Annotated in this window: 21 protein-coding genes; 13 read left to right on the top strand and 8 right to left on the bottom strand. The window is 69.4% G+C overall.

Annotated elements, in window-relative coordinates:
- Positions 1–429: DNA glycosylase AlkZ-like family protein (locus ACTHK2_RS13540; RefSeq protein ID WP_440246241.1), on the top strand; the 429-nt coding region annotated here is incomplete at its 5' end.
- A gap of 156 nt (positions 430–585) precedes the next feature.
- Here the strand turns inward: ACTHK2_RS13540 and ACTHK2_RS13535 are convergent.
- The 6 genes from ACTHK2_RS13535 to ACTHK2_RS13510 all read right to left on the bottom strand — a co-directional run bounded on the left by ACTHK2_RS13535 (position 586) and on the right by ACTHK2_RS13510 (position 6,649).
- Positions 586–1,644: a choice-of-anchor Q domain-containing protein gene (locus ACTHK2_RS13535; protein WP_440246240.1), complete on the bottom strand. Its 1,059-nt coding sequence runs from the start codon at positions 1,642–1,644 to the stop codon at positions 586–588.
- A gap of 268 nt (positions 1,645–1,912) precedes the next feature.
- A complete protein-coding gene (locus ACTHK2_RS13530) occupies positions 1,913–2,461 on the bottom strand; it encodes a response regulator transcription factor (RefSeq protein ID WP_440246239.1) in 549 nt (182 codons plus the stop codon).
- The gene (locus ACTHK2_RS13525; RefSeq protein WP_440246238.1) at positions 2,458–3,744 is read right to left on the bottom strand and encodes an ATP-binding protein; all 1,287 of its coding nucleotides are present in this window, start codon (positions 3,742–3,744) and stop codon (positions 2,458–2,460) included. The genes ACTHK2_RS13530 and ACTHK2_RS13525 overlap by 4 nt, the downstream gene beginning before the upstream one ends.
- A gap of 64 nt (positions 3,745–3,808) precedes the next feature.
- Complete coding sequence (locus ACTHK2_RS13520) at positions 3,809–5,188, bottom strand: sensor histidine kinase (protein WP_440246237.1); 1,380 nt, start codon at positions 5,186–5,188, stop codon at positions 3,809–3,811.
- A gap of 19 nt (positions 5,189–5,207) precedes the next feature.
- The gene (locus ACTHK2_RS13515; protein WP_440246236.1) at positions 5,208–5,909 is read right to left on the bottom strand and encodes a response regulator; all 702 of its coding nucleotides are present in this window, start codon (positions 5,907–5,909) and stop codon (positions 5,208–5,210) included.
- A 71-nt stretch (positions 5,910–5,980) separates the two neighbouring features.
- Positions 5,981–6,649 (bottom strand): phosphatase PAP2 family protein, encoded by a 669-nt coding sequence (locus tag ACTHK2_RS13510; RefSeq protein ID WP_440246235.1) that lies wholly within the window; start codon positions 6,647–6,649, stop codon positions 5,981–5,983.
- Positions 6,650–6,728: 79 nt separating this feature from the next.
- On the opposite strand from ACTHK2_RS13510, the gene ACTHK2_RS13505 reads away from it, so the two are divergent.
- From ACTHK2_RS13505 to ACTHK2_RS13470, 8 genes are all read left to right on the top strand, one after another.
- Positions 6,729–7,100 (top strand): diacylglycerol kinase, encoded by a 372-nt coding sequence (locus tag ACTHK2_RS13505; protein WP_440246234.1) that lies wholly within the window; start codon positions 6,729–6,731, stop codon positions 7,098–7,100.
- A gap of 8 nt (positions 7,101–7,108) precedes the next feature.
- Positions 7,109–7,870 carry a TerC family protein gene (locus ACTHK2_RS13500; protein ID WP_440246232.1) on the top strand — a complete coding sequence of 254 codons (762 nt, stop codon included), beginning with the start codon at positions 7,109–7,111 and terminating at the stop codon, positions 7,868–7,870.
- Between the two features lie 222 nt (positions 7,871–8,092).
- The gene (locus ACTHK2_RS13495) at positions 8,093–8,740 is read left to right on the top strand and encodes a LemA family protein (RefSeq protein ID WP_440246231.1); all 648 of its coding nucleotides are present in this window, start codon (positions 8,093–8,095) and stop codon (positions 8,738–8,740) included.
- A 100-nt stretch (positions 8,741–8,840) separates the two neighbouring features.
- A complete protein-coding gene (locus tag ACTHK2_RS13490; protein WP_440246230.1) occupies positions 8,841–9,740 on the top strand; it encodes a TPM domain-containing protein in 900 nt (299 codons plus the stop codon).
- 1 nt (position 9,741) lies between these two features.
- The gene (locus ACTHK2_RS13485; RefSeq protein WP_440246229.1) at positions 9,742–10,224 is read left to right on the top strand and encodes a TPM domain-containing protein; all 483 of its coding nucleotides are present in this window, start codon (positions 9,742–9,744) and stop codon (positions 10,222–10,224) included.
- Between the two features lie 197 nt (positions 10,225–10,421).
- Positions 10,422–11,477: an NAD(P)-dependent alcohol dehydrogenase gene (locus ACTHK2_RS13480; RefSeq protein ID WP_440246228.1), complete on the top strand. Its 1,056-nt coding sequence runs from the start codon at positions 10,422–10,424 to the stop codon at positions 11,475–11,477.
- A 16-nt stretch (positions 11,478–11,493) separates the two neighbouring features.
- Entirely contained in the window at positions 11,494–12,477 is a 984-nt protein-coding gene (locus tag ACTHK2_RS13475) for an aldo/keto reductase (protein WP_440246227.1), read from the top strand.
- A gap of 253 nt (positions 12,478–12,730) precedes the next feature.
- Complete coding sequence (locus tag ACTHK2_RS13470) at positions 12,731–12,913, top strand: hypothetical protein (RefSeq protein WP_440246226.1); 183 nt, start codon at positions 12,731–12,733, stop codon at positions 12,911–12,913.
- A gap of 15 nt (positions 12,914–12,928) precedes the next feature.
- Here the strand turns inward: ACTHK2_RS13470 and ACTHK2_RS13465 are convergent, their stop codons facing one another.
- Complete coding sequence (locus ACTHK2_RS13465; protein WP_440246225.1) at positions 12,929–13,663, bottom strand: helix-turn-helix domain-containing protein; 735 nt, start codon at positions 13,661–13,663, stop codon at positions 12,929–12,931.
- 126 nt (positions 13,664–13,789) lie between these two features.
- Between ACTHK2_RS13465 and ACTHK2_RS13460 the strand changes: the two genes are divergently transcribed.
- The 4 genes from ACTHK2_RS13460 to ACTHK2_RS13445 all read left to right on the top strand — a co-directional run bounded on the left by ACTHK2_RS13460 (position 13,790) and on the right by ACTHK2_RS13445 (position 19,082).
- Complete coding sequence (locus ACTHK2_RS13460) at positions 13,790–14,521, top strand: sterol desaturase family protein (RefSeq protein WP_440246224.1); 732 nt, start codon at positions 13,790–13,792, stop codon at positions 14,519–14,521.
- Positions 14,522–15,023: 502 nt separating this feature from the next.
- The gene (locus tag ACTHK2_RS13455; RefSeq protein ID WP_440246223.1) at positions 15,024–15,614 is read left to right on the top strand and encodes a KTSC domain-containing protein; all 591 of its coding nucleotides are present in this window, start codon (positions 15,024–15,026) and stop codon (positions 15,612–15,614) included.
- A 68-nt stretch (positions 15,615–15,682) separates the two neighbouring features.
- On the top strand, positions 15,683–16,990 hold the full coding sequence (locus ACTHK2_RS13450; protein WP_440246222.1) for an acetamidase/formamidase family protein: 1,308 nt from the start codon (positions 15,683–15,685) through the stop codon (positions 16,988–16,990).
- Positions 16,991–17,099: 109 nt separating this feature from the next.
- Positions 17,100–19,082, top strand: coding sequence for a ferritin-like domain-containing protein (locus ACTHK2_RS13445; RefSeq protein WP_440246221.1), 1,983 nt, complete (start codon positions 17,100–17,102; stop codon positions 19,080–19,082).
- A gap of 359 nt (positions 19,083–19,441) precedes the next feature.
- Here ACTHK2_RS13445 and ACTHK2_RS13440 read toward each other — a convergent pair.
- Positions 19,442–20,210: pre-peptidase C-terminal domain-containing protein (locus ACTHK2_RS13440; RefSeq protein ID WP_440246220.1), on the bottom strand; the 769-nt coding region annotated here is incomplete at its 5' end.

The following is a 20,210-nucleotide window of genomic DNA, read 5'->3' as shown; positions in this document are numbered from 1 at the left end:
CAGGATTTCGCCTGGTGGTCGGGACTCGCCGCGGTCGAGGCGGGCGCGGCTCACGAATCCGCGCGCGGCGTTCTCGAACGCATCGACATCGGGGGCCGTCCGTACTGGCACGTGCCGGACGACGGCGACGTCAGCCCAAGGAAGTCGGCCCGCGTGCACCTGCTGCCCGCCTACGACGAATACACCGTGGCCTACCAGGATCGCAGCGCCTTCCTCGACGCCGCTCATGCGACGCGCGCCGGCAACGGCATCTTCAAGCCGGCACTGCTCCTGGAGGGACGCATCGCCGGCAGCTGGAAGCGCACGTTCGCGAAAGCCGCGGTCTCGGTCGAACCCGACTGGTTCGAACCGCCCTCGACGGCCGCCGTCGGAGCGTTCGACGTCGCGGCGACGCGCTATGCGGTTTTCTGCGGAAAGCGACGGACATGACGCGAGCGGGCGCGGAGTTCGCACCGCGAAAGCCGCGTCATGCGCTTCTCGCCGGGACCCATCCCCTTTTTTCTCCACCACGCTTTTCGTTCGTGTTCGGGCTTTCGCCTTCGCATGCCTTCACGTTCGGGGGCGAACCGAAGGACGTCTAAACCGTCACTGATCGAAACCGTCGGCATGGATCCGATCGGGATTGGTTTCGTAGGCACCGACGTCCGCCGCCGCGCCTTGCGTACGCGCCTCGCCCTCGACGTCGCTGGTCCCGCCGATGCCGGTCGCGGCGCCGCTGTCGACGAGCGGTGAATCGGCGCGCAGCCGCGGATTGGTCGGCGTCAGGAAGCCCGGATCGCCGTGGCTCGGCACGTTGTCCGTGATGACCGCATTGAGATGCGCGCGCGTATCGTAGTGGGCGCGCGTGAACACGATGCCTGGGCCATTGGTGATGATGTCCGGGATGCCGTCGGGTGCGATGCCGCCCCAGACCACGCTGTTGTCGAGCGTGACCTGGCTGAGCTGACCCGGGTCCGCGACGATGGACAAGCCACTCGCCTCCTGGCCGGTCGAGGTCGTCGTGTTGCCGGTGATCGTCAGATGCACGAGGCGGGTCACCGCGTTGTTGCTGTGCGAGCGCACGGGCGCTGCCGAGTTGTAGCCACCCTGCACGACGCTGTTGGCGAACGTGAGGTCGCCGCCGGCGTTGTCCAGGATCGCGGCGGATGCGCCGAAACAGCTGTCCAGCCGCAGGCGATACACGCGCGCAGTCGCACCCGGGTTGAGCCCGACGTGAAGGCAGGCGCCCACGTCCGTATTGAGAATGCCTTGGGTATTGACGAGCGTAAGGTCGGTCGCGTTGATCGTATTGCCATTCGTGGCGAAACCGGTATGGAGCTGAAGCGCCGCGCTGCCCTGGGTCCCGACCAGCACGGTACCCGATGCGCCGAGCCGGCGGTTCTCGCAGGCTGCTCCGCTCCAGCCGCCGCTGATGGAGACGGTCTGGTTCGAATGCGCGAGGGTCACGTAGAACGAGTTGCCGCTGCCGGCTTGATACGTACCTTCGCGGATCTTGATCGTGATCGACGCGTCGGTAGAGGTCCCGGCCTGGCTCATCGCGGCGTCGAGCTCCTCGGCCGTGCCGACGCAGGCGGAAAAGGCGTGGCCGAGGCCGGGCAGGGCGAGGGTGAAGCAAAGCACGAACGCGCGGGCGGTACGGAACATGGTGGGCCTCGGACAATGCAGCGGCGAATGACGTAGCTGCGATACCGAGCCGGCTGCGCCGTGGTACCGCTACCGATGAAACGGAAAGCCGCCGCCTTCCCGACAGGCGGGCGCGGGTCGAGGTCGATGGGTAGCGTGCGAGGCACCGTGGCTGTCGGCAGGCGTGCTGCAGTCGATGAGCGGGGCGCAGGCCCGCTGGACTGCCCGCTCACGCTCGGACCGGCTGCACGCACCACGCGGGCGCAGCGTCCCGCCCGTCACGGGCTCCTCAGTCGTGTGCTTCGCGCACCGGCCGCTTGGCGAGCTTGCGTTGCAGCGTGCGGCGGTGCAGGCCGAGCCGGCGCGCGGCTTCGGAGATGTTGCCTTCGCACTCGGCGAGCACGCGCTGGATGTGCTCCCACTCGAGCCGCTTCAGCGGCGGTGCGTGGCCCGGCACGACATGCTCGACCTCGCTGTTGCCGTCGCCGAGCAGGGCGCCGACGACCTGGTCGGCGTCGACGGGCTTGGCGAGGTAGTCGTGTGCGCCGCGCTTGATCGCCTCCACCGCGGTCGCGATCGAAGCGTAGCCGGTGAGCAGCAGGATGCGCAGGTTCGGCCGCAGCGCGAGCAGGTCGGGGATCAGCGCCAGGCCATTTTCAGCGCCGAGCTTGAGGTCGAGCACCGCATAGTCCGGGGCCTTCTCGCGCGCGAGCGCGAGGGCACGGCTGCCATCGTTGGCGATCTCGACCGCGAAGCCGCGCGCACCGAGCGCGCGACCGAGCACCGCCGCGAACACGGCGTCGTCGTCGATGAGCAAAAGCGGGCGCGGGTCGTTCATCGGGGTGGATTGTCGTTCGCGAGCAGTGGCAGGCGCAATCGCTGGCGCAGGCCGCCACCTTCGGCCGCATGCGCGGACAGCTCGCCGCCGAGGCGCTCGGCCGTCGCATGGGCGAGGGCGAGGCCGAGGCCGAGGCCGTCGCGTTTGCTGGTGCGGAACGCGACGCCGGCGCCCGGCGCGATGCCGCTGCCGTGGTCGCGCACCGCGAACTCGACGATCGAGCGCGTCGCCGCGAGCCGCAGTTCGACCGCGTCGGAGCCGGCCGCGAGCGAGGCGTCGGCGGCATTGCTGAGCAGGTTGATGAGCGCGTGGCCGAGGTCGGGCGGCGCCTCGATGAGGCGCTCGCCGGCGTCGCCGTCGAACGCGATGTCGAGCGCGATTTCGGGCCGCAGCAGCCGGAACTGGTGCTCGCAGGCGTCGATGAACGTGGCGAGCGTGAGGCGCTCGGGCACGCCGGCAAGGCGGCGGCTGCCCACCTCGACGAGCTGGCGCAGGATGTCGCGGCAACGCTCGGCCTGGCCCGCGAGCAGGGCGAGATCGGCGGCGAGCGCGGGCTCGCCGGCGCGCTCGCGCTGCAATTCGGCGAGCAGGGTGCGGATCGTCGAGAGCGGCGTGTTGAGTTCGTGTGCGGTACCGGCGGCCTGCGTCGCGATCGCGAGGATGCCCTCGTCGCGCAGGGTGCGTTCGCGCTCGCGCTGTACTTCGCCCTCGCGTGCGCGCAGCGCGCGCGACAGGCGCGCGATGAAGAACGCGAGCACCGCCGCGGTGACGACGAAGTTGGCGCAGACCGCGACCACGTGCAGGTCCGAGCCCGCGATGCGCACTTCGTGCAGCGAGGGCAACGGCGCATGCCAGCCGATCAGCAACACGAAGCAGGTCGAGGCGAGCAGTGCGACCGCGGCGACGTAGCGCAGCGACAGCGCGGCCGCAGCGAGCGCGATCGGCAGCACCAGCAGCGAGACGAACGGATTGTCCACGCCGCCCGACCAGTACAGGAGGTAGGCGAGCACGAGGATGTCGACCGCGACGTGGCCGAACGCTTCGGCCAACGTGACCGGCCACGGCTGTTCCAGCCGCCAGAACGCGAACAGCGCGAACAGGCCGAGCACGCCGATGCCGAAGGCTAGCGGCGCGACCGAAATCGGCAGGCGCAGGCCGAGCGCGACCACCGCGACCGTGAGCGCCTGTCCCGCGACCGCGCACAGGCGCAGCCAGGCGAGCGTTTCGGCGAGTCCGCGAGCGCGCTGGAAGAAGCCGCGGCGGATGGCAGTGGGTGCGGTCATCGCCGCATTGTGCCAGCGCCGCGGCCACGGCGCCGAACGGTGAGCGCGGAAAGCTGGATCGCCGCTACGGCCCGATCGGCAGCTCGATCATCACTTCGAGCCCGCCGCCATCCGCGTTCTGCGCGAGGATCGTGCCGCCGTGGCGTTCGATCGCGCGGCGCGCGATCGCGAGGCCGAGGCCGGTGCCGCCGCTCGAACGCGCGCGCGCGGTGTCGGTGCGGTAGAACGGTTCGAAGATGCGCGCGAGTTCACTCGCCGGCACGCCGGGGCCGTGGTCGCGCACCTTGACCGAAGCCCACGCGCCGATCCGGGCGAGCCGCACGCCGACCGCGCTGCCGTCGGCGGTGTAGGCGAGCGCGTTGCGGATCACGTTCTCGAATGCGCTGTAGAGCGCCGGATGGGAACCGACCAGCGAAAGCCGCGTGCGTTCGAGCAGCACGACCTTTCGCCCGCGCGGCACGCCTTCGTAGTCGGCATTGGTGATCACGTCGTCGAGCAGGGCGTCGAGCTCGACGTGGTCGTCCATCGGCATGCTCGCGGTTTCCAGCCGCGACAGTTCGAGCGCCTGCGCGAGCATTGCCTCGAGCCGGTCCGACTCGCATTCGATGCGATCGAGCGAGGCGTTCACCTGCGCGGTGTCGCCGCCGCGCGCGAGTTCGAGCGCGACGCGCTGGCGCGCGAGCGGCGAGCGCAGTTCATGGGAGACGTCGCGCACGAGGCGGCGATGGCTTTCGATGAACGCCTTGATGCGTTCGGCCATCGCGTCGAATTCGGTCGCGAGCGCATCGATTTCGGTGCTGCGGCCGAAGCGCAGCTGGCCGACGCGCGCGTCGAGGTCGCCCTCGGCGAAGCGGCGCGTGCTGGCGCGGATGCGCTGCAGCGGTGCGGCGACGTACCAGGCGAACAGCAGGCTGAATATCGCGCTGACCGCCATCGCGACGAGGATGTTCTGCCAGAACCAGGTCGGCCGGCGCGAGGCGAGCCGCGAGAGGAAGCTGCCCTCGAGCGTCGCCACCGCGGCGTAGACCTCGCCGCGCGTTCGGATCGAACGCGCGCGCAGGCGCTCGCTGCTGTAGATCGCGCCGTATGGCGCATCGCCCAGCGGGAGCGCCGCGAAGGCGCCCGCAGCGGCATTGGCGACCGTCGGCGAGGTCGAGCGGCCGATCAGCTCGTCGCCATCCGGACCGAACACGTAGACGCTGACCGGGCCGAAGCCGCTCGCCGCGCGCAGCCACTGCCGGGTCGACTCGACGCCTTCGTGGCGCAGTTCCCTTCCGGTGCGTGCGAGCAGGTCGTCCATCGACGCCTGCAGGCGCGTGATGTCGAACCCCGGGATCTTCTCGGTCTCGAAGTTGCTCGTCGCGATCCACGCGAACGCGACCAGCAGGAACACGGTCGCGATCCAGAATGCGACGAAGATGCGCCAGAACAAGCGCTGCATCATGGCCGCGTCGCCGTCGCGGTCACGCGTCGTCGCCGAGCTGGCGCAGCAGGTAGCCGCTGCGATGGATGGTCGTGATCGGAGAGCCGCCGTCGGGTGCGTCGCCGAGCTTGCGACGCAGGTTGGACACGTGCACGTCGATGGAACGATCGAACGGACCGAGCGCGCGCCCGAGCACGCTCTGCGAGATGCGTTCCTTGCTGACCACGCGACCGGCTTCGCGCAGCAACAGTGCGAGCAGGTCGAACTCGGTCGCCGTGAGCGACAGCGGCCGGCCGTCGACGCTCACGCTGCGCGACGCCGCGCGCAGCCAGATCGGTCCGTTGTGCAGGTCGGTCAGCGTATCGCCGCCTTCGCCGCGCACGCGGCGCAGCACCGCACGCAGGCGCGCGGCGAGTTCGCGTGGATTGCACGGCTTGGGGATGTAGTCGTCGGCGCCGAGTTCGAGGCCGAGGATGCGGTCGATGTCCTCGCCGAGCGCGGTCAGCATGAGCACGGGCAAGGCCGATTCACGGCGGAGTTCGCGCAGCGCGTCGAGGCCGGAGCGGCCGGGCATCATCACGTCGAGCACGAGCGCGTCGAAGGCCTGCGCGCGCGCGGCCGCGAGCGCGGCGTCGGCGGTGTGCGCGATGACGACGTCGAAGCCTTCGCGGGTGAGGAAGTCGCGCAGGAGCTGGGCGAGTTCCTCGTCGTCGTCGGCGATCAGGATGCGGTTGCGGGCCATGCGCCAAGCATAGCGCCGGCCCGCGCCGGCGACCGGCGCAAGTTCACGCCGCGATGCGCCTTTGCATGGATTTACGCCGCCGCGCCGGCTGCCGTCGGGGCGCGCGCAGGGCCGGCCGGTGCGGGTAGCCAGCGGCGAAGCAGGGTGGCCGCGAGCAGGGCGTACAGTGCCGCGATCAGCGCCGAGGCGGACACATCGGAAAGGAAATGCTTGGCGAGGTCGATGCGCGCGACGATGGCGAATGCCGCGATGGCGACGAGCAGCGCACGTTGCCACGCACGCGGGCACGCGGCCGCGATCGGCAGCAGCAGGCCGAAGTAGAATGCCGAATGGCCCGATGGGAACGAGCCGCCGCCTGCGTGCCAGACCTGCGACCAGTCGCCGCTGGTGAGTACCTCGTGCGGCCGCAGGCGACCGAACAGGCTCTTGCCGAAGCTCATCGTGTGCATCGTCGCGACCTGCACGATGCCGGCGGCGAGCAGCGCGCGCGGCCAGCGCGCGTCGCGCCATGCGGCCCAGCCGAGCGCACCGAGCCCGAGCGCGACGCAGCCGGCGAGCCAGAACCAGATCCGCATGCCGGATATCGTGTCGAGCGCGCCGAGGCCGACGAGGAATACCGGCGCGTTCTCGATCCCGCTCGCATGCACCCATTCGGCGAGTGGACGGTCGGCGCCGGCGAGGCCGACGAGCATCAGCAGGGCGGCGGCGAATGCGGTGAAGGCAAGCAGTCGGCGGTCCATTCGTCCTCGCGGGCAGGCGCCGGGAAATGGCCGGCGTATGGCATGATAGCCCGCATTTCGCAGACCCTCGAAACCGTCCATGCCGAGTACCGAACCGCGCGGCCCGCGCCAGATCGCCCGTGCCTTCAAGTGGTCGATGATGGGTTTGCGCGCCGCATGGCGGCACGAGGCATCGTTCCGCCTCGAGGGCTACCTGTTCGCGATCTTCTTTCCGCTCGGCCTGTGGATCGGCCATGGTCCGATCGAGAAGGCGATGCTCACCGGCAGCCTCATCCTCGTGCTGTCGGGCGAGCTGCTCAATTCCGCGGTCGAGGCGATCGTCGACAAGGCGAGCCCCGAGTTCCACGAACTCGCCGGCCGAGCGAAGGACATGGGTTCGGCGGCCGTGCTGCTGCTGATGGCCAACGTCGTGCTGTGCTGGGGACTCGTCCTCGCGCCGCGGCTCGGTTGAACTGACGCGTGGAGCTGCTCACCGACCCGCAGGCGTGGATCGCGCTGCTCACGCTGGCGACGCTGGAGATCGTGCTCGGCGTCGACAACCTCGTCTTCATCTCGATCGCGGTGAGCGAACTGCCGCCGGCGCGGCGGCCGAGCGCGCGCCGCATCGGCCTCGCGTTCGCCTGCGTCACGCGCATCCTGCTGCTGCTCTCGCTCGCCCACCTCGCGCGCATGGACGATCGCACGTCGGGGCTGTTCCGCCTGTTCGGCCAGGTCATCTCGATCCGCGACCTCGTGCTCATCGGCGGCGGCATCTTCCTCGTCGTCAAGGGCGTGATGGAGATCTGGGAGGCGCTCAACGAAGACGCGGCCGAGCAGCAGGCGTCGCAGGCGTCGGCTAGCTTCGCGCTGGTGATCGCGCAGATCGCTCTCATCGACATCGTGTTCTCGCTCGATTCGGTGATCACCGCGGTCGGCATGGTCAACGTGCTGCCGGCGATGGTCGGCGCGATCGTGCTCGCGGTGCTCGTGATGATCACGATCGCCGACCCGATCGGCAATTTCATCGACCGCAACCCGACCATCAAGATGCTCGCGCTCGCGTTCATCATCCTCGTCGGCGCGGTGCTGCTGTGCGACGGCTTCGGCGTGCACGTGCCGCGCGCCTACCTCTACTTCGCGATGGCCTTCTCGGGTGCGGTCGAATCGCTCAACCTGCTCGCCCGCCGGCGCCGCCGCCGGCGCGCCGAGAAACGGTCCGAGCAGCGCGCCGACGCTGCCTGAGCGCCGATCGGAGGCAAGACCCCGAAGCCGGAAGCCAAGGCCTTCGACACGAAGGACACGAAGGAAGAGCAGGAAGGATTTTCCCCTTGCATTCTTTCGTGTCCTTCGTGTTTTCAAGCTTTGACCATGACGGGTCCGACGGCCCGGGATGCAGCGCCCCTTGCGCGCGGCCGCGTCCGGCTCCACAGTGTGCGTAGCGTCGTTCACGAGGGAGGACGTCCCATGCGGTACCTGATTCTGGCGTGCGTGCTCGTTGCGTCGAGCCTGCTTTCCGGTTGTGGCTACAACGCGATCCAGTCGAAGGATGAAGCGGTGAAGGCGGCCTGGTCCGAGGTGTTGAACCAGTACCAGCGGCGTGCCGATCTCGTGCCCAATCTCGTCAACACGGTGAAGGGCTATGCCGCGCACGAGGAAGAGGTGTTCACCAAGGTCACCGAGGCGCGCGCGAAGGTCGGCCAGATCAACCTGACCGCGGACGACCTCACCGACGAGAACAAGATGCGTGCGTTCCAGCAGGCGCAGGGCGAGCTGTCGAGCGCGCTGTCGCGGCTGATGGTCGTGTCGGAGAACTACCCGCAGCTGAAGGCCGACGGCCTGTTCCAGAACCTGCAGGCGCAGCTCGAGGGCACCGAGAACCGCGTGACGGTCGCGCGCAACCGCTTCATCCAGAGCACGCAGGAATACAACACCTTCGTACGCCAGTTCCCGCAGAACCTCACCGCGATGATGTTCGGCTACAAGGCCAAGGCCAACTTCTCGGTCGAGAACGAGAAGCAGATCTCGACCGCGCCGACCGTCGACTTCGGCAAGCCCGCGCCGGCGCAGCCCGCACCGCAGCAGCAGCCGGCGCAGCCGGAACCGGCGCACTGAGGAACAGGATCCGTAGGAGCGGTTTCAGCCGCGACAAGCGTTGCGATACCGCGTACGTGAACGGATCGCGGCTGAAGCCGCTCCTACAGGAGATCGCAGGGTGAGGCCAGGGTCTTGCGCCATCGCGTTCCTCGCCACGCTGCTCGCGGCGTGCGCGAGCGCATTCGCCGCCGACGGCGACGTCAAGGCGATCCCCGCGCTCACCGCGCGCGTGAGCGACTACACGGGCACGCTCGATCCGGCCCAGCGCCAGGCGCTCGAGGACGAACTTGCGGCGCTCGAGAAGGCGAAGGGCGCGCAGGTCGGCGTGCTGATCGTGCCAACGACGCAGCCGGAGGACATCGCGCAGTACGGCATCCGCGTCGGTGAAGCATGGAAGCTCGGGCGCAAGGGCACCGACGACGGCGTGATCCTCATCGTCGCCAAGGACGATCGGCGCGTGCGCATCGAAGTCGGTCGCGGCCTCGAGGGCGCGATTCCGGACGCCGCCGCGGCGCGCATCATCCGCGAGTACATCGCGCCGCGCTTTCGCAACAACGATTACTACGGCGGCGTGCACGACGCGGTCGGCGCGTTGACGAAGCTCGTCAACGACGAGCCGTTGCCGCCACCCTTGACCGAGGAGCACGGCAGCGGCGACGGCGGCGACCATTTCGCGCCCGCGATCATCGCGGCGTGGTTCGTCGCGTTGTTCCTGCGCGGGCTGTTCGGCGGCGCGCCGGCCGGCGTGCGGGCACCGATCGTCGGGCTCGGCGCCGGCGGCGTCGGTTGGCTGCTGAGCGGCCTGTTGCCGCTCGGTGTCGGCCTCGGCGTGTTCGGCCTCGTCTTCGGCCTGCTCGGCGGCGGTGGCGGCGGCGGTTTCGCCAACCGCGGTGGCTGGGGCGGCTTCGGTGGCGGCGGTGGCTGGAGCAGCGGCGGCGGAGGCTGGAGCAGTGGCGGGGGTGGGTTCAGTGGTGGCGGCGGTGGCTTCAGTGGCGGCGGCGCCTCGGGGAGCTGGTGACATGCGACTGATCCGTCATCTGTTCGTCTCAGCGAAACGGCGCTTCCCGCCCGCGCGCCTCGACGCGATCCAGCACGCGATCGCGGCGAGCGAGCATCGCCACCACGGCGAGCTCGTATTCGCGGTCGAAGGCAGCCTGCGGTTCGCCGATGTCGTGCGGGGGCGCAGCGCGCGCGATCGCGCGGAAGAAGTGTTCGCGCGCCTGCGCGTCTGGAACACCGAGCGCAACACCGGCGTGCTGATCTACCTGCTGCTCGCCGACCATGCGATCGAGATCGTCGCCGACCGTGGCGTCGCAAAGGAAATCCCCGAGCACGAATGGGGGCCGATCTGCGCGCTCATGCAGGACTATTTCCGCAAGGGCGACTACGAACACGGCGCGCTTGAAGGCGTCGCCGCGGTCGGTGAGCTGCTCGCGCGGCATTTCCCCGCGAACGGCGAACGCAATCCCGACGAGCTGCCGGATCGGCCATTCCTGTTGTAGCGCGTGCGCGCGCGTCGCTTGCGATGTGACGACGTGTGGGCATGGTGGCGGGGAGGCCGGGCAGGCCTTCGCGGCGCAATGCGCCGTTGATCATCGCGAGCGCCGGCGTCGCACGCTCACCCACTCTCTCGGGTGGATGGCGAAAGTCTCCGACGGGGTTTACCTTGTCGGTTCACCCGACCATCACGGAGCATCGAATGAACGCCACGAAAGCCTGGGGTGCATACGCCGGCGACAAGCCGCTCGAGCCGATGGACATCGCCCGCCGCGCGCCCGGCGCACGCGACGTGCAGATCGAGATCGCCTATTGCGGCGTCTGCCATTCCGACCTGCACACGGTGCGTTCGGAGTGGGGCGGCACGCGCTACCCGTGCGTGCCCGGGCACGAGATCGTCGGTGAAGTGACGGCAGTCGGCTCCGGTGTCACCGCATTCAAGGTGGGCGACACCGTCGGCGTCGGTTGCCTCGTCGGCAGCTGCCAGCGTTGCACCTCGTGTGCGGAGGGGCTCGAGCAGTACTGCGAGAACGGCTTCGTCGGCACCTACAACGGACCGACCGCGGATCCGCCGGGCCATACGCTCGGCGGCTACTCGCAGCGCATCGTCGTCGACGAGAAGTTCGTGCTGAGGATCCGCCATCCGAAGGAACAGCTCGCCGCGGTCGCGCCGCTGCTCTGCGCCGGCATCACCACCTATTCGCCGCTGCGCCACTGGAAGGTCGGCCCCGGCAGCAAGGTCGGCATCGTCGGCATCGGCGGACTCGGCCACATGGGCATCAAGATCGCGCACGCGATGGGCGCGCACACGGTCGCGTTCACGACCAGCGAAGGCAAGCGCCAGGACGCACTCGACCTGGGTGCCGACGAGGTCGTCGTGTCGCGCAATGCCGCGGAGATGCGCGCGCACGCGGGCAGTTTCGATTTCGTCCTCGACACGGTCGCGGCGAGCCACGACCTCGACGCGTTCACGCGACTGCTCAAGCGCGACGGCACGCTCTGCCTCGTCGGCGTGCCCGAGCATCCGCATCCGAGCCCGAACGTCGGCGCGATCATCTTCGGTCGCAAGGCGATCGCCGGTTCGCTCATCGGCGGCCTGCCGGAAACGCAGGAGATGCTCGACTTCTGTGCGGAGCGCGGCATCGTCGCCGAAATCGAGATGATCCCGATCCAGAAGATCGATGAGGCCTACGACCGCATGCAGAAGAGCGACGTGAAGTACCGCTTCGTCATCGACGGCGCGAGCATCGCGCGCTGAGCGCAAGGGACGCACGATGGAGAAGCGCACACTCGGCCGCGATGGCCTCGAGGTCTCGGCGATCGGTTTCGGCTGCATGGGCCTCAGCCATGCCTACGGCCCCGCGACCGATCGCGCCGAAGCGATCGCCTTGCTGCGCCACGCGGTCGAGCGTGGCGTGACCGTGTTCGACACGGCCGAGGTATATGGCCCGTTCACCAACGAGGAACTCGTCGGGGAAGCGCTCGCACCGCTGCGCGAGCAGGTCGTGATCGCGACCAAGTTCGGGTTCCGCGATGCCGATGCGAACGCGGGTCTCGACAGCCGCCCGGCGTACATCCGCGCGGTCGCCGAGGCTTCGCTGCGCCGCCTGCGCACGGATCGCATCGATCTCCTCTACCAGCACCGGGTCGACCCTGCGGTACCGATCGAGGACGTCGCAGGCACGGTCGGGCGGCTCGTCGAGGAAGGCAAGGTGCTGCACTTCGGCCTGTCCGAAGCGGGCAGCGAGACGATCCGCCGCGCCCACGCCGTGCACCCGGTCGCGGCGCTGCAGAGCGAATACTCGCTCTGGTGGCGCGAGCCCGAGGCGAGCGTGATGCCCGTGCTGGAGGAACTCGGCATCGGCTTCGTGCCGTTCAGCCCGCTCGGCCGCGGCTTCCTCACCGGCGCGATCGATGCGGACACGCCGTTCGCGAGCGACGACTTCCGCAACTCGCTGCCGCGTTTTTCGGTTGAAGCGCGCCGCGCGAACCAGACACTCGTGGATCGCATCGCCGCGATCGCCGTCGGCAAGGGCGCGACCAGCGCGCAGATCGCGCTCGCCTGGCTGCTCGCGCGCAAGCCGTGGATCGTACCGATCCCGGGCACCACGAAGCGCCGTCGCCTCGACGAGAACATCGCCGCCGCGACGATCGAACTGTCGCCGGCCGATCTCGACGCTATCGACACTGCGCTCGCAGACGTCGCCGTGCACGGCGACCGATATCCGCCCGAGCGGCAGCGCCAGGTGGGCCGCTGAGGACGCGCTGTGCGCCGCGCTCGGATGCGCGCACGCACCGGAGGGTACGAGTCCATGCCTCCTCGACCGGCAACGGTAAACGCGCTGCGACACTGGTGCTCGCCGCCGCTTCCGCATGCACGCAGCAGGCGCCTGCGCCATCGGCTCCGGGCCCGTACGCAAAGACGGTGCGCCTCGACTACCGCCGCAAGAGAACTGCGCTCGTACCGAGCCTCATCATCGACTTCACGGTGACGCACCTCGGCGCCGCCCCTTGCCCGACGTGCGCATCAGCTGCGACCAGGTGACGCTGTCGGGCGCGCACCTCGACCGCAAGGAAGTCGTCGTCGCCGGGCCGATCGCGCCGGAGGCGAGCGATTCACGCGGACTTCGACAGCGCTTCCTGCGCCCGTCGGAAGGCCACGTCGCCTGCCACGTTAGCGGGGTCGGCGCCTGAGCGGCGGTGTTCGCGTCATTTCGCGTCGCGTCGCCGCAGGCGCGTGAAGTCCGAGAATTCCCAGCGCCGAAAGGCGAGCAGTGCGCTGCAGCCGTCGCGCTGCGCGAGCGGCAGGCGAGCATCCTGGCGCGCGAGGGATTCGAACTCGCGCACGAGGCGCTCGATCGCGGCGTGGATGCGCGAACGTGACAGCGGCGAGAGCATCCCGCCGAGAAAATGCAGGCCGTCGCCGGGTTCGTCGAACGACCCGCCGAGGAATTCGGGTGCGATGCGCCCGACGAAGAACGCCTGCACCGGTCCGTCCCTGCGCCACGAGAAGTTGCGCGCGGTGAGCTTGCGCACGCGCCGCGGCGGGCGGTAGTCGATGATGCCGAGCGTGTCCAGGCGCAGCAGCACGTCGACGAGTGCATTCTCGTCGAGCGCGAACGTCGCGGTGATTTCGGCCAGGCTCCAATCATTGGCGAGCAGGTAGGTGACGAGCAGCAACTTGCGATCGCGCACGAGCGCGCGCTCCTGGTGCTCGTCGAGCTCGGTGAGTGCCGAGCTGCCGCCTTCGAGGAGCTCGACCAGGGAGACGTCGAGGACGTCGCAGATGCGATCGAGCCGGCTCAGCGGGAAATCGCCGCGGCCGAGATCGCGCTTGATCGTCGGCTCGCTCACGCCGATCGCTTCGGCCAGCTGCCGGTAGGTCATGCCGCGCTGGCGCAGCGTCGAGCGCAGGCCGTGGATGATCGCCGCCGTGCGCGCCATGCCGGGCTCCGGTATCACTTGATGATACCCGGAGCATAGCAAGGGATCACCGCAACATGGAAACTTGCGCCGCGCGCACGCGATGCGCGAGCTTGGCGACTGCCGCGCCGACCGCCGGAGCCCGCCGTGCTGCCCGTGATACTCGTCGTATTCGTCGCCTGCTCCATCCTCGAACGTTGCGTGCCCGGCTGGCGCCTGCCGAGCGTGCCAGGCTGGCCCGTGCGGGTCGTCGCGGTCAACCTGGTCCAGCTCGGCGTGGTCCTTCTCGCGGGCGTCAGCTGGGAACGCTGGGCGCGGGTCCATGCGTTGCTCGACCTGTCGTCGCACATGGGCCCGGTGGCGGGAGGCGCGATCGCCTATTTCATCGCGACGTTCGTCTTCTACTGGTGGCATCGTTGGCGGCACGAGTCGCCCCTGCTGTGGCGGCTGTTCCACCAGATCCACCACAGCCCGCAGCGCATCGAAGTCATCACCTCGTTCTACAAGCATCCAGGCGAGATGGTGGTCAACTCGCTCATCGGTTGTGCGCTCGTCTACGTGCTGCTTGGCCTCTCGCCCGAGGCCGGTGCGGTGTACACGCTGTGCACGGCGCTCGGCGAATTCTTCTACCACACGAACATGCGTACGCCGCACTGGGTCGGGTACGTCTTCCAGCGCCCGGAGATGCACCGCGTCCATCACGAATACGGGCGCCACCGCAACAACTACGGCGACTTCCCGTGGTGGGACATGCTGTTCGGCACGTGGGAGAATCCGCGCGAGTTCCATGGTCGCTGCGGCTACGACGACGAACTCGAACAGGCGCTTGTGCCGATGCTCGCGTATCGCGACGTGCACGCGGACCGCAGGCAGGGATGAGGTTCGCACGCATGGCCTTCCCGTTGTTCGTCCTGTATCCCCTCTACGCCGGCGTCATGCGGGCGAAACAGGCGGCGATCCTGTTTCCTGCCGCGCACCGCGTGCCGCACGGCGATCCCATCGAGGTGCCGGCGCCCGCGCGTCTCGTCGAGGTGCCGGTGTCGTTCGGCCATGCACGCGCGGTCTATTGGCCGTCGAAGGCGCGATTGCCGGCGCCGGCGATCTGGTACACACACGGCAACTTCGAAACCGTCGCCGACTCGTTCGCGCTCGTGCAGCCGCTCTTGGCGCTAGGCTACGCAGTGTTGCAATTCGAGTTTCCCGGCTATTCGGGCTCGGACGGTGCGCCGCGCTTCGACCAGGTCAGCGAAGCGGCCGAGCGCACACGGGACTGGCTCGCCGCACAGCCAGGCATGGATGCGCGCCCGATGGTCGCGATGGGCTATTCGATCGGTGCGGCCCCGCCGCCGCATTCACGCGCGATCGACAGGTCGGCGCCATCGTGCTGCTGTCCACGTACGGATCGATCGAGGACATGGCGCATCGCTACCTGCTGCCGGGATTCCTCGTGCGCTTCCCGTGGAACAACGTCGCGCGCGTGCGAGCGTACGACGGGCCGGTGTTCATCGAACACGGTCGGCGCGATGCGGTGATTCCGTATGCGCGTGGCGGTCGGCGTCTGGCCGCCGCGCCGCCGGACGCACGCTTCGTCACGCTCGACTGCGGCCTCGACGACTGCGCATTCGACCGCACCGTGTTCGGGGGCGTGCTCGGCGCGTGGCTCGGCGAGGCGCTGTCGGAAAGAGGGCCCCGGCGCGCCGGCGCAGCCGCGCTTGACGGTCGCGTGGCGCCGGCGCACGGTGGGCCTGCGCAACATGGGAAGCCCTCGATGGACATGATCCCCGTTCATTCCTCCGCGATCGGCGCGATCGGCTACGACGCGGCGACGCGCCTCATGAAGATCCGCTTCGTCGACGGCAATACCTACGACTTCTGCGGCGTGCCGCCGCAGGTGTTCGAAGGCCTGCGGACGGCGCCGTCGCCGGGGCGCTACTACGCCGATAACGTGCGCGACCGCTATCCCTGCCACTGAAAATGTGCGGTACGCGACGCTTCGCCGCGGTCGCGCATCCGATCGGCGATCCATTACGGAGCTCAACGATGCGCATCGCCTGGCTGGTACTGTTTGTCTTGATCTTCGCCGAGCGGGCGTCGGGGGCCGGTACGCTGCGCGAGCGATGGCTGGTCACGACCGACCTCTGGGGCAACCCGAGCCACGCACTGCTCGAACTGCACGGCGACGGCCGCGCATGGACGGGCACGTTCGATGGCGATCCGCTCACCGGAGAAACGCGCGGCGGTACCGTACGCTTGCGCGTGACTGCCGCAGGCGGCACGACCTGGTCGTACGATGGCAAGCGCGACGGCGACGCGATGCGGGGCACGGCGGACTGGCCCGACAGCAATCACGCCGGCCGTCGCGTGCGCCACGCATTCGTCGCGCGGCGCATCGCCGAACCGCCGCCGGGTCCGCCGCGCACGGTGACGTTCGAGCCGACGACGTACTCGAACGAGTTCTCGCCGCATCGCGCGCCCGTGCTGACCGTAAGGGCCGGCGACACGGTGCGCACACGGACGATCGACTCCGGCGGCGTCGACGCCGCCGACGAAACGCGCGCGCTGTACGGCAACCCGCAGACCGGACCATTCTTCGTCGACGGTGCCGCGCCCGGCGATACGCTCGTCGTGCACCTCGTGCGCCTGCGACCGAACCGCGACTTCGCCGACAGCCTCGACGATCTCGTCGCGCGCGCGCGTGGCGCGAGCCTCGCCGTCGCTGCGCGCGGACTCGGCAAGCCGGTGCGCTGGACCATCGATCGCGAGCGCGGCGTCGCGCGGCCGCAGGCGCCGAGCGAGCGCCTGCGTCACTTCGAGGTGCCGTTGCGGCCGATGCTCGGCGGCCTCGCGGTCGCGCCGCCCTTCGGCATGGCCCCCATGTCGACCGGGGACACCGGCCGCTTCGGCGGCAACATGGACTTCAACGAGATCGTCGAAGGCACGACCGTGTACCTGCCCGTGTACCAGCCCGGCGCGCTGCTCTACCTCGGCGATGCGCACGCACGCCAGGGCGATGGCGAGACATCGCAGTACGCGCTCGAGACGTCGATGGACGTCGAGTTCCGTGTCGATGTGATGCACGGCAAGGCACCGTCGTCGCCGCGCGTCGAATCGGCGAGCGCGATCATGGTGCTCGGCCAGGCCGGCTCGCTGGAGGACGCGGTGCGCGCGGCGACCACGGACCTCGTCGACTGGCTGCGCAAGGACTACGGGCTGGATCTTTCGGAGAGCGCGCAGGTGCTCGGCAGCTCGGTCGAGTACCGCATCGCCAATCTCGCCGGTCGCAGCGTCGGCGTCGCGGCGAAGCTCGACAAGTCCCTGCTTGCCGGCCTCGCGCGCATCGCCCCTTGAGCGCTGCACGCGCGACTGTCGCGAAGCGCCGCCGCGGCGTAGAGTCCGCACGCCAGCCACGCAGCGGACGCATCGCGTCCGCACAACGCGCCGACGCGCCGGAGCCCGCATGACCCGCCTAAGTGATCGCGAAACCAGAAGCAGCCGCGAACAGGTGCTGCACCAGCTGTACGAGGCGGCCGAGCTCGAGCACTGCCTCATGTGCACCTACCTTTACGCGGCATTCTCGCTGAGGACCGACGACGCCGACGGCCTCCTGCCGGATCAGCTCGCGGCGACGCGTCGCTGGCGCGACGTACTGCTGCAGGTCGCGATCGAGGAAATGGGGCATCTCGTCGCGGTATGGAACATCACCTCCGCGCTCGGCGGCGCGCCTCGCATCGGCCGCTTCAACCTCCCGCTCGATCCGGGCGCATTGCCGGCAAGCGTGGTGGTCAAGCTCGCGCCGTTCGACGAGTCGACGTTGCAGCATTTCATCTTCCTCGAGCGACCCGCGGGTTCGGACGAGAAGGATGGCGATGGCTTCGCGCTCGAGCGCGCGTTCTCGCGCGGCGCGCCCGGCAAGCGCATCACGCCGATGGCGATGGACTACGAGACGGTCGGCACGTTCTACGCCGCGATCGGCCAGGGTCTGCGCGACCTCGTCGACCAGTGGGGCGAGGCGACCACGTTCTGCGGCGATCCCGCGTTGCAGTTGACCGCGGCTGAAGCGGGCTTGCCGAACGCTGCACGCGTGATCTGCTCGAAGACCGCCCTCGCCGCGTTCGACGCGATCGTCGCCCAGGGCGAGGGTGCCCCGAACCATGTCGAGGGCTCGCACTACCAGAAGTTCGTTGCCATCCGCAGCGAGTTCGCCGCATTGCGCGCGCAGGCGCGCGATTTCCAGCCCGCCCATCCCGCGGCGACCAACCCGGTGCTGCGCAGCCCGCCGCGCGCGGAAGGGCGCGTGCGCATCGAAGATCCGCTCGCGGTCGCGGTGGTGGATCTCGCGAGCAGCTGCTACGGCCTCATGTTGCGCCTGCTCGCGCACGCGTATGCAGTGCGCTCGGGCGAAGCCGACAAGACCCTCTCGCTCGATCTCGCAGTCGGCCTCATGCACGCGCTGGTGCCACTCGCCGAGCTCGCGGCGCGTCTGCCGGCCGTGCCGGGCGCGAGCGTCAATGCCGGGGTATCGTTCATCGCGTTGCGCGATGCGGCGGCCTTGCCGCCGGGGCCCTCTGCACGGCGCATGTTCTGCGAGCGTTTCGAACAGATCGCCGATGCGGCAGAGCTGCTTTCCACGCAGCCCCACGCGCGCGCAAAGGCCGCGCACGAGGTCATTGCGCGGCTTGCGGCACGCGCGCTCGCGCAGTTCGATCTCGGCGCGACGGCGCCGAAACCCGCGGATGCCGGGGCGGCCGTGCCCGCGAGCGCGCCGGTCGCGGCGCCGGCCGCGGCCGCGGCGGCACCCGCCGCGCCGGCGATCGAAGTCGTCGAAGCCGACGACGTGACCCTGATGTTCGAAGGCAGGCGCTGCATCCACGCGCGCTTCTGCGTGACGGGCGCGCCGACCGTGTTCCTCGCCAACGTGCAGGGTCCCTGGCTGCATCCGGAAACGCTCGCCGTCGATCGTCTCGTCGAGGTCGCGCACGCGTGCCCGTCGGGCGCGATCCGCTACGCGCGCAAGGACGGCAAGCCCGGCGAGCCTGTGCCGCCGGTCAACCTCGCGCGCGTGCGCGAGGCGGGGCCTTACGCGTTCCACGGTGAGCTGCGCATCGACGGCCAGCCGGCGGGTTACCGCGCGACCCTGTGCCGCTGTGGCGCCTCGAAGAACAAGCCGTTCTGCGACGGCAGCCACCACGATGTCGCGTTCGCGGCCACTGGCGAGCCGGCGACGACGGGCGACACCGCCATGCTCGCACAGCGCGATGGCCCGCTCGCGATCGATCCTCAGCGGGACGGACCGCTGCGCGTGCGCGGCAACCTCGAGATCGTCAGTGGCACCGGGCGGATGGTGAGCCGCATGACCGATGTGCGCTTGTGCCGCTGCGGTGGTAGCGCGAACAAGCCGTTCTGCGACGGCACGCACGCCCGCATCGGCTTCAAGAGCTGACGTCGCACGACGGCAAGGCGCTCACAAGAATGACAGCGACTTTCGACATGTTCCGACCGCGCCCCTTGGTCGATTAGGCCGGAGGATGCGCGCAGCGCCGTGATCGGGAACCTGAATGCCAGCGGCGCGATGGCCGCGTTTGGCGGGGTTCGCCTTGACCCGCTCCGCGAAACACCACGTCCGAAGTTTGTTCACCGGGCGTGCCGCAAATGCGCCAAAAAAGAAGCCGCATCGCTGCGGCTGGGAGTCGAAGTGTCGCGGTGGCCCCAGGGCCTTGTTGTCGTTGTGCCCCTTCGTGCATCGCGTGGGAATGAAGGCGGCCGGAGGGCCGGCCGCCTTCACGCGAAGCGTCGTCGGGTCTAGGGTGTGTACGTCGCCTTGAGCGTAATACCCGAGGCGGCGGTGTAGCCGTAGATGCGGATGTAGTACGTGTCCGCGGCCGGCGAGTTGATCGAGCACGACTCGGTGTTGCCGCTCGCCCACGAACGGCAGGTGTACGTCGACGTCGTCGGCGCGGCGCCGCGTCGCACGTACAGGTCGCCGTCGCCGGTGCCGCCGCTGGTCGTCACCGTGAGATTGGTGCGGCCGGCGGGGACGACGATCGTGTAGGTCGTGGAGTACGCATTCAGGCCTGCCGAGACGCCGGTCACCGGCACGCCGCTGGTGAGCACGGTGCCGCCACCGCCGCCGGTCGAATAACTGCCGGTGAGGCTGAGGCCGGTGAAGCTCGCGTACGCACGCACCATCACGTAGTAGGTGCCGACCTGCGGCGACGGGAACGAGCAGGTTTCGCTCGACGAACTCGTGTACGGGCGGCAGTCGTAGCTCGACGTCGTCGGCGCGGCGCCGAAGCGGACGTAGAGGTCGGCATCGCCGTTGCTGCCCGAGGTCGCGAACACGAGATTGGTCGCGCCGGCGGGCACGGTCATCGTGTAGACGGCCGTGGAGTTGCCGGTCGTCGCCGACAGCCCGGTGACCGGCACGCCATTCTGCAGCACGTTGCCGCTGCTGGAGACGGTGACCGAGCTCGTCTTGGTGTTGCTCGCGCCGCCATTGTCGATGACGGTGAGCGACACGCTGTAGGTGCCGGCGCTCGCGTAGGCGTGGCTCGGGTTCGTCGCGGTCGAG

Origin of the sequence: Dokdonella sp., assembly GCF_051958935.1 — a bacterium.
In the GTDB taxonomy this organism is placed as follows: domain Bacteria; phylum Pseudomonadota; class Gammaproteobacteria; order Xanthomonadales; family Rhodanobacteraceae; genus Dokdonella_A.
The sequence above is the reverse complement of the archived record's forward strand: the minus strand, read 5'-3'. Positions and strand labels throughout refer to the sequence as shown.

Bases quoted from the DNA above. Each gene is read 5' to 3' on its own strand.
- ACTHK2_RS13535 (WP_440246240.1), bottom strand. From the start codon at position 1,644: ATGTTCCGTACCGCCCGCGCGTTCGTGCTTTGCTTCACCCTCGCCCTG.
- ACTHK2_RS13530 (WP_440246239.1), bottom strand. From the start codon at position 2,461: ATGAACGACCCGCGCCCGCTTTTGCTCATCGACGACGACGCCGTGTTC.
- ACTHK2_RS13525 (WP_440246238.1), bottom strand. From the start codon at position 3,744: ATGACCGCACCCACTGCCATCCGCCGCGGCTTCTTCCAGCGCGCTCGC.
- ACTHK2_RS13520 (WP_440246237.1), bottom strand. From the start codon at position 5,188: ATGATGCAGCGCTTGTTCTGGCGCATCTTCGTCGCATTCTGGATCGCG.
- ACTHK2_RS13515 (WP_440246236.1), bottom strand. From the start codon at position 5,909: ATGGCCCGCAACCGCATCCTGATCGCCGACGACGACGAGGAACTCGCC.
- ACTHK2_RS13510 (WP_440246235.1), bottom strand. From the start codon at position 6,649: ATGGACCGCCGACTGCTTGCCTTCACCGCATTCGCCGCCGCCCTGCTG.
- ACTHK2_RS13505 (WP_440246234.1), top strand. From the start codon at position 6,729: ATGCCGAGTACCGAACCGCGCGGCCCGCGCCAGATCGCCCGTGCCTTC.
- ACTHK2_RS13495 (WP_440246231.1), top strand. From the start codon at position 8,093: ATGCGGTACCTGATTCTGGCGTGCGTGCTCGTTGCGTCGAGCCTGCTT.
- ACTHK2_RS13485 (WP_440246229.1), top strand. From the start codon at position 9,742: ATGCGACTGATCCGTCATCTGTTCGTCTCAGCGAAACGGCGCTTCCCG.
- ACTHK2_RS13480 (WP_440246228.1), top strand. From the start codon at position 10,422: ATGAACGCCACGAAAGCCTGGGGTGCATACGCCGGCGACAAGCCGCTC.
- ACTHK2_RS13475 (WP_440246227.1), top strand. From the start codon at position 11,494: ATGGAGAAGCGCACACTCGGCCGCGATGGCCTCGAGGTCTCGGCGATC.
- ACTHK2_RS13465 (WP_440246225.1), bottom strand. From the start codon at position 13,663: ATGGCGCGCACGGCGGCGATCATCCACGGCCTGCGCTCGACGCTGCGC.
- ACTHK2_RS13450 (WP_440246222.1), top strand. From the start codon at position 15,683: ATGCGCATCGCCTGGCTGGTACTGTTTGTCTTGATCTTCGCCGAGCGG.
- ACTHK2_RS13445 (WP_440246221.1), top strand. From the start codon at position 17,100: ATGACCCGCCTAAGTGATCGCGAAACCAGAAGCAGCCGCGAACAGGTG.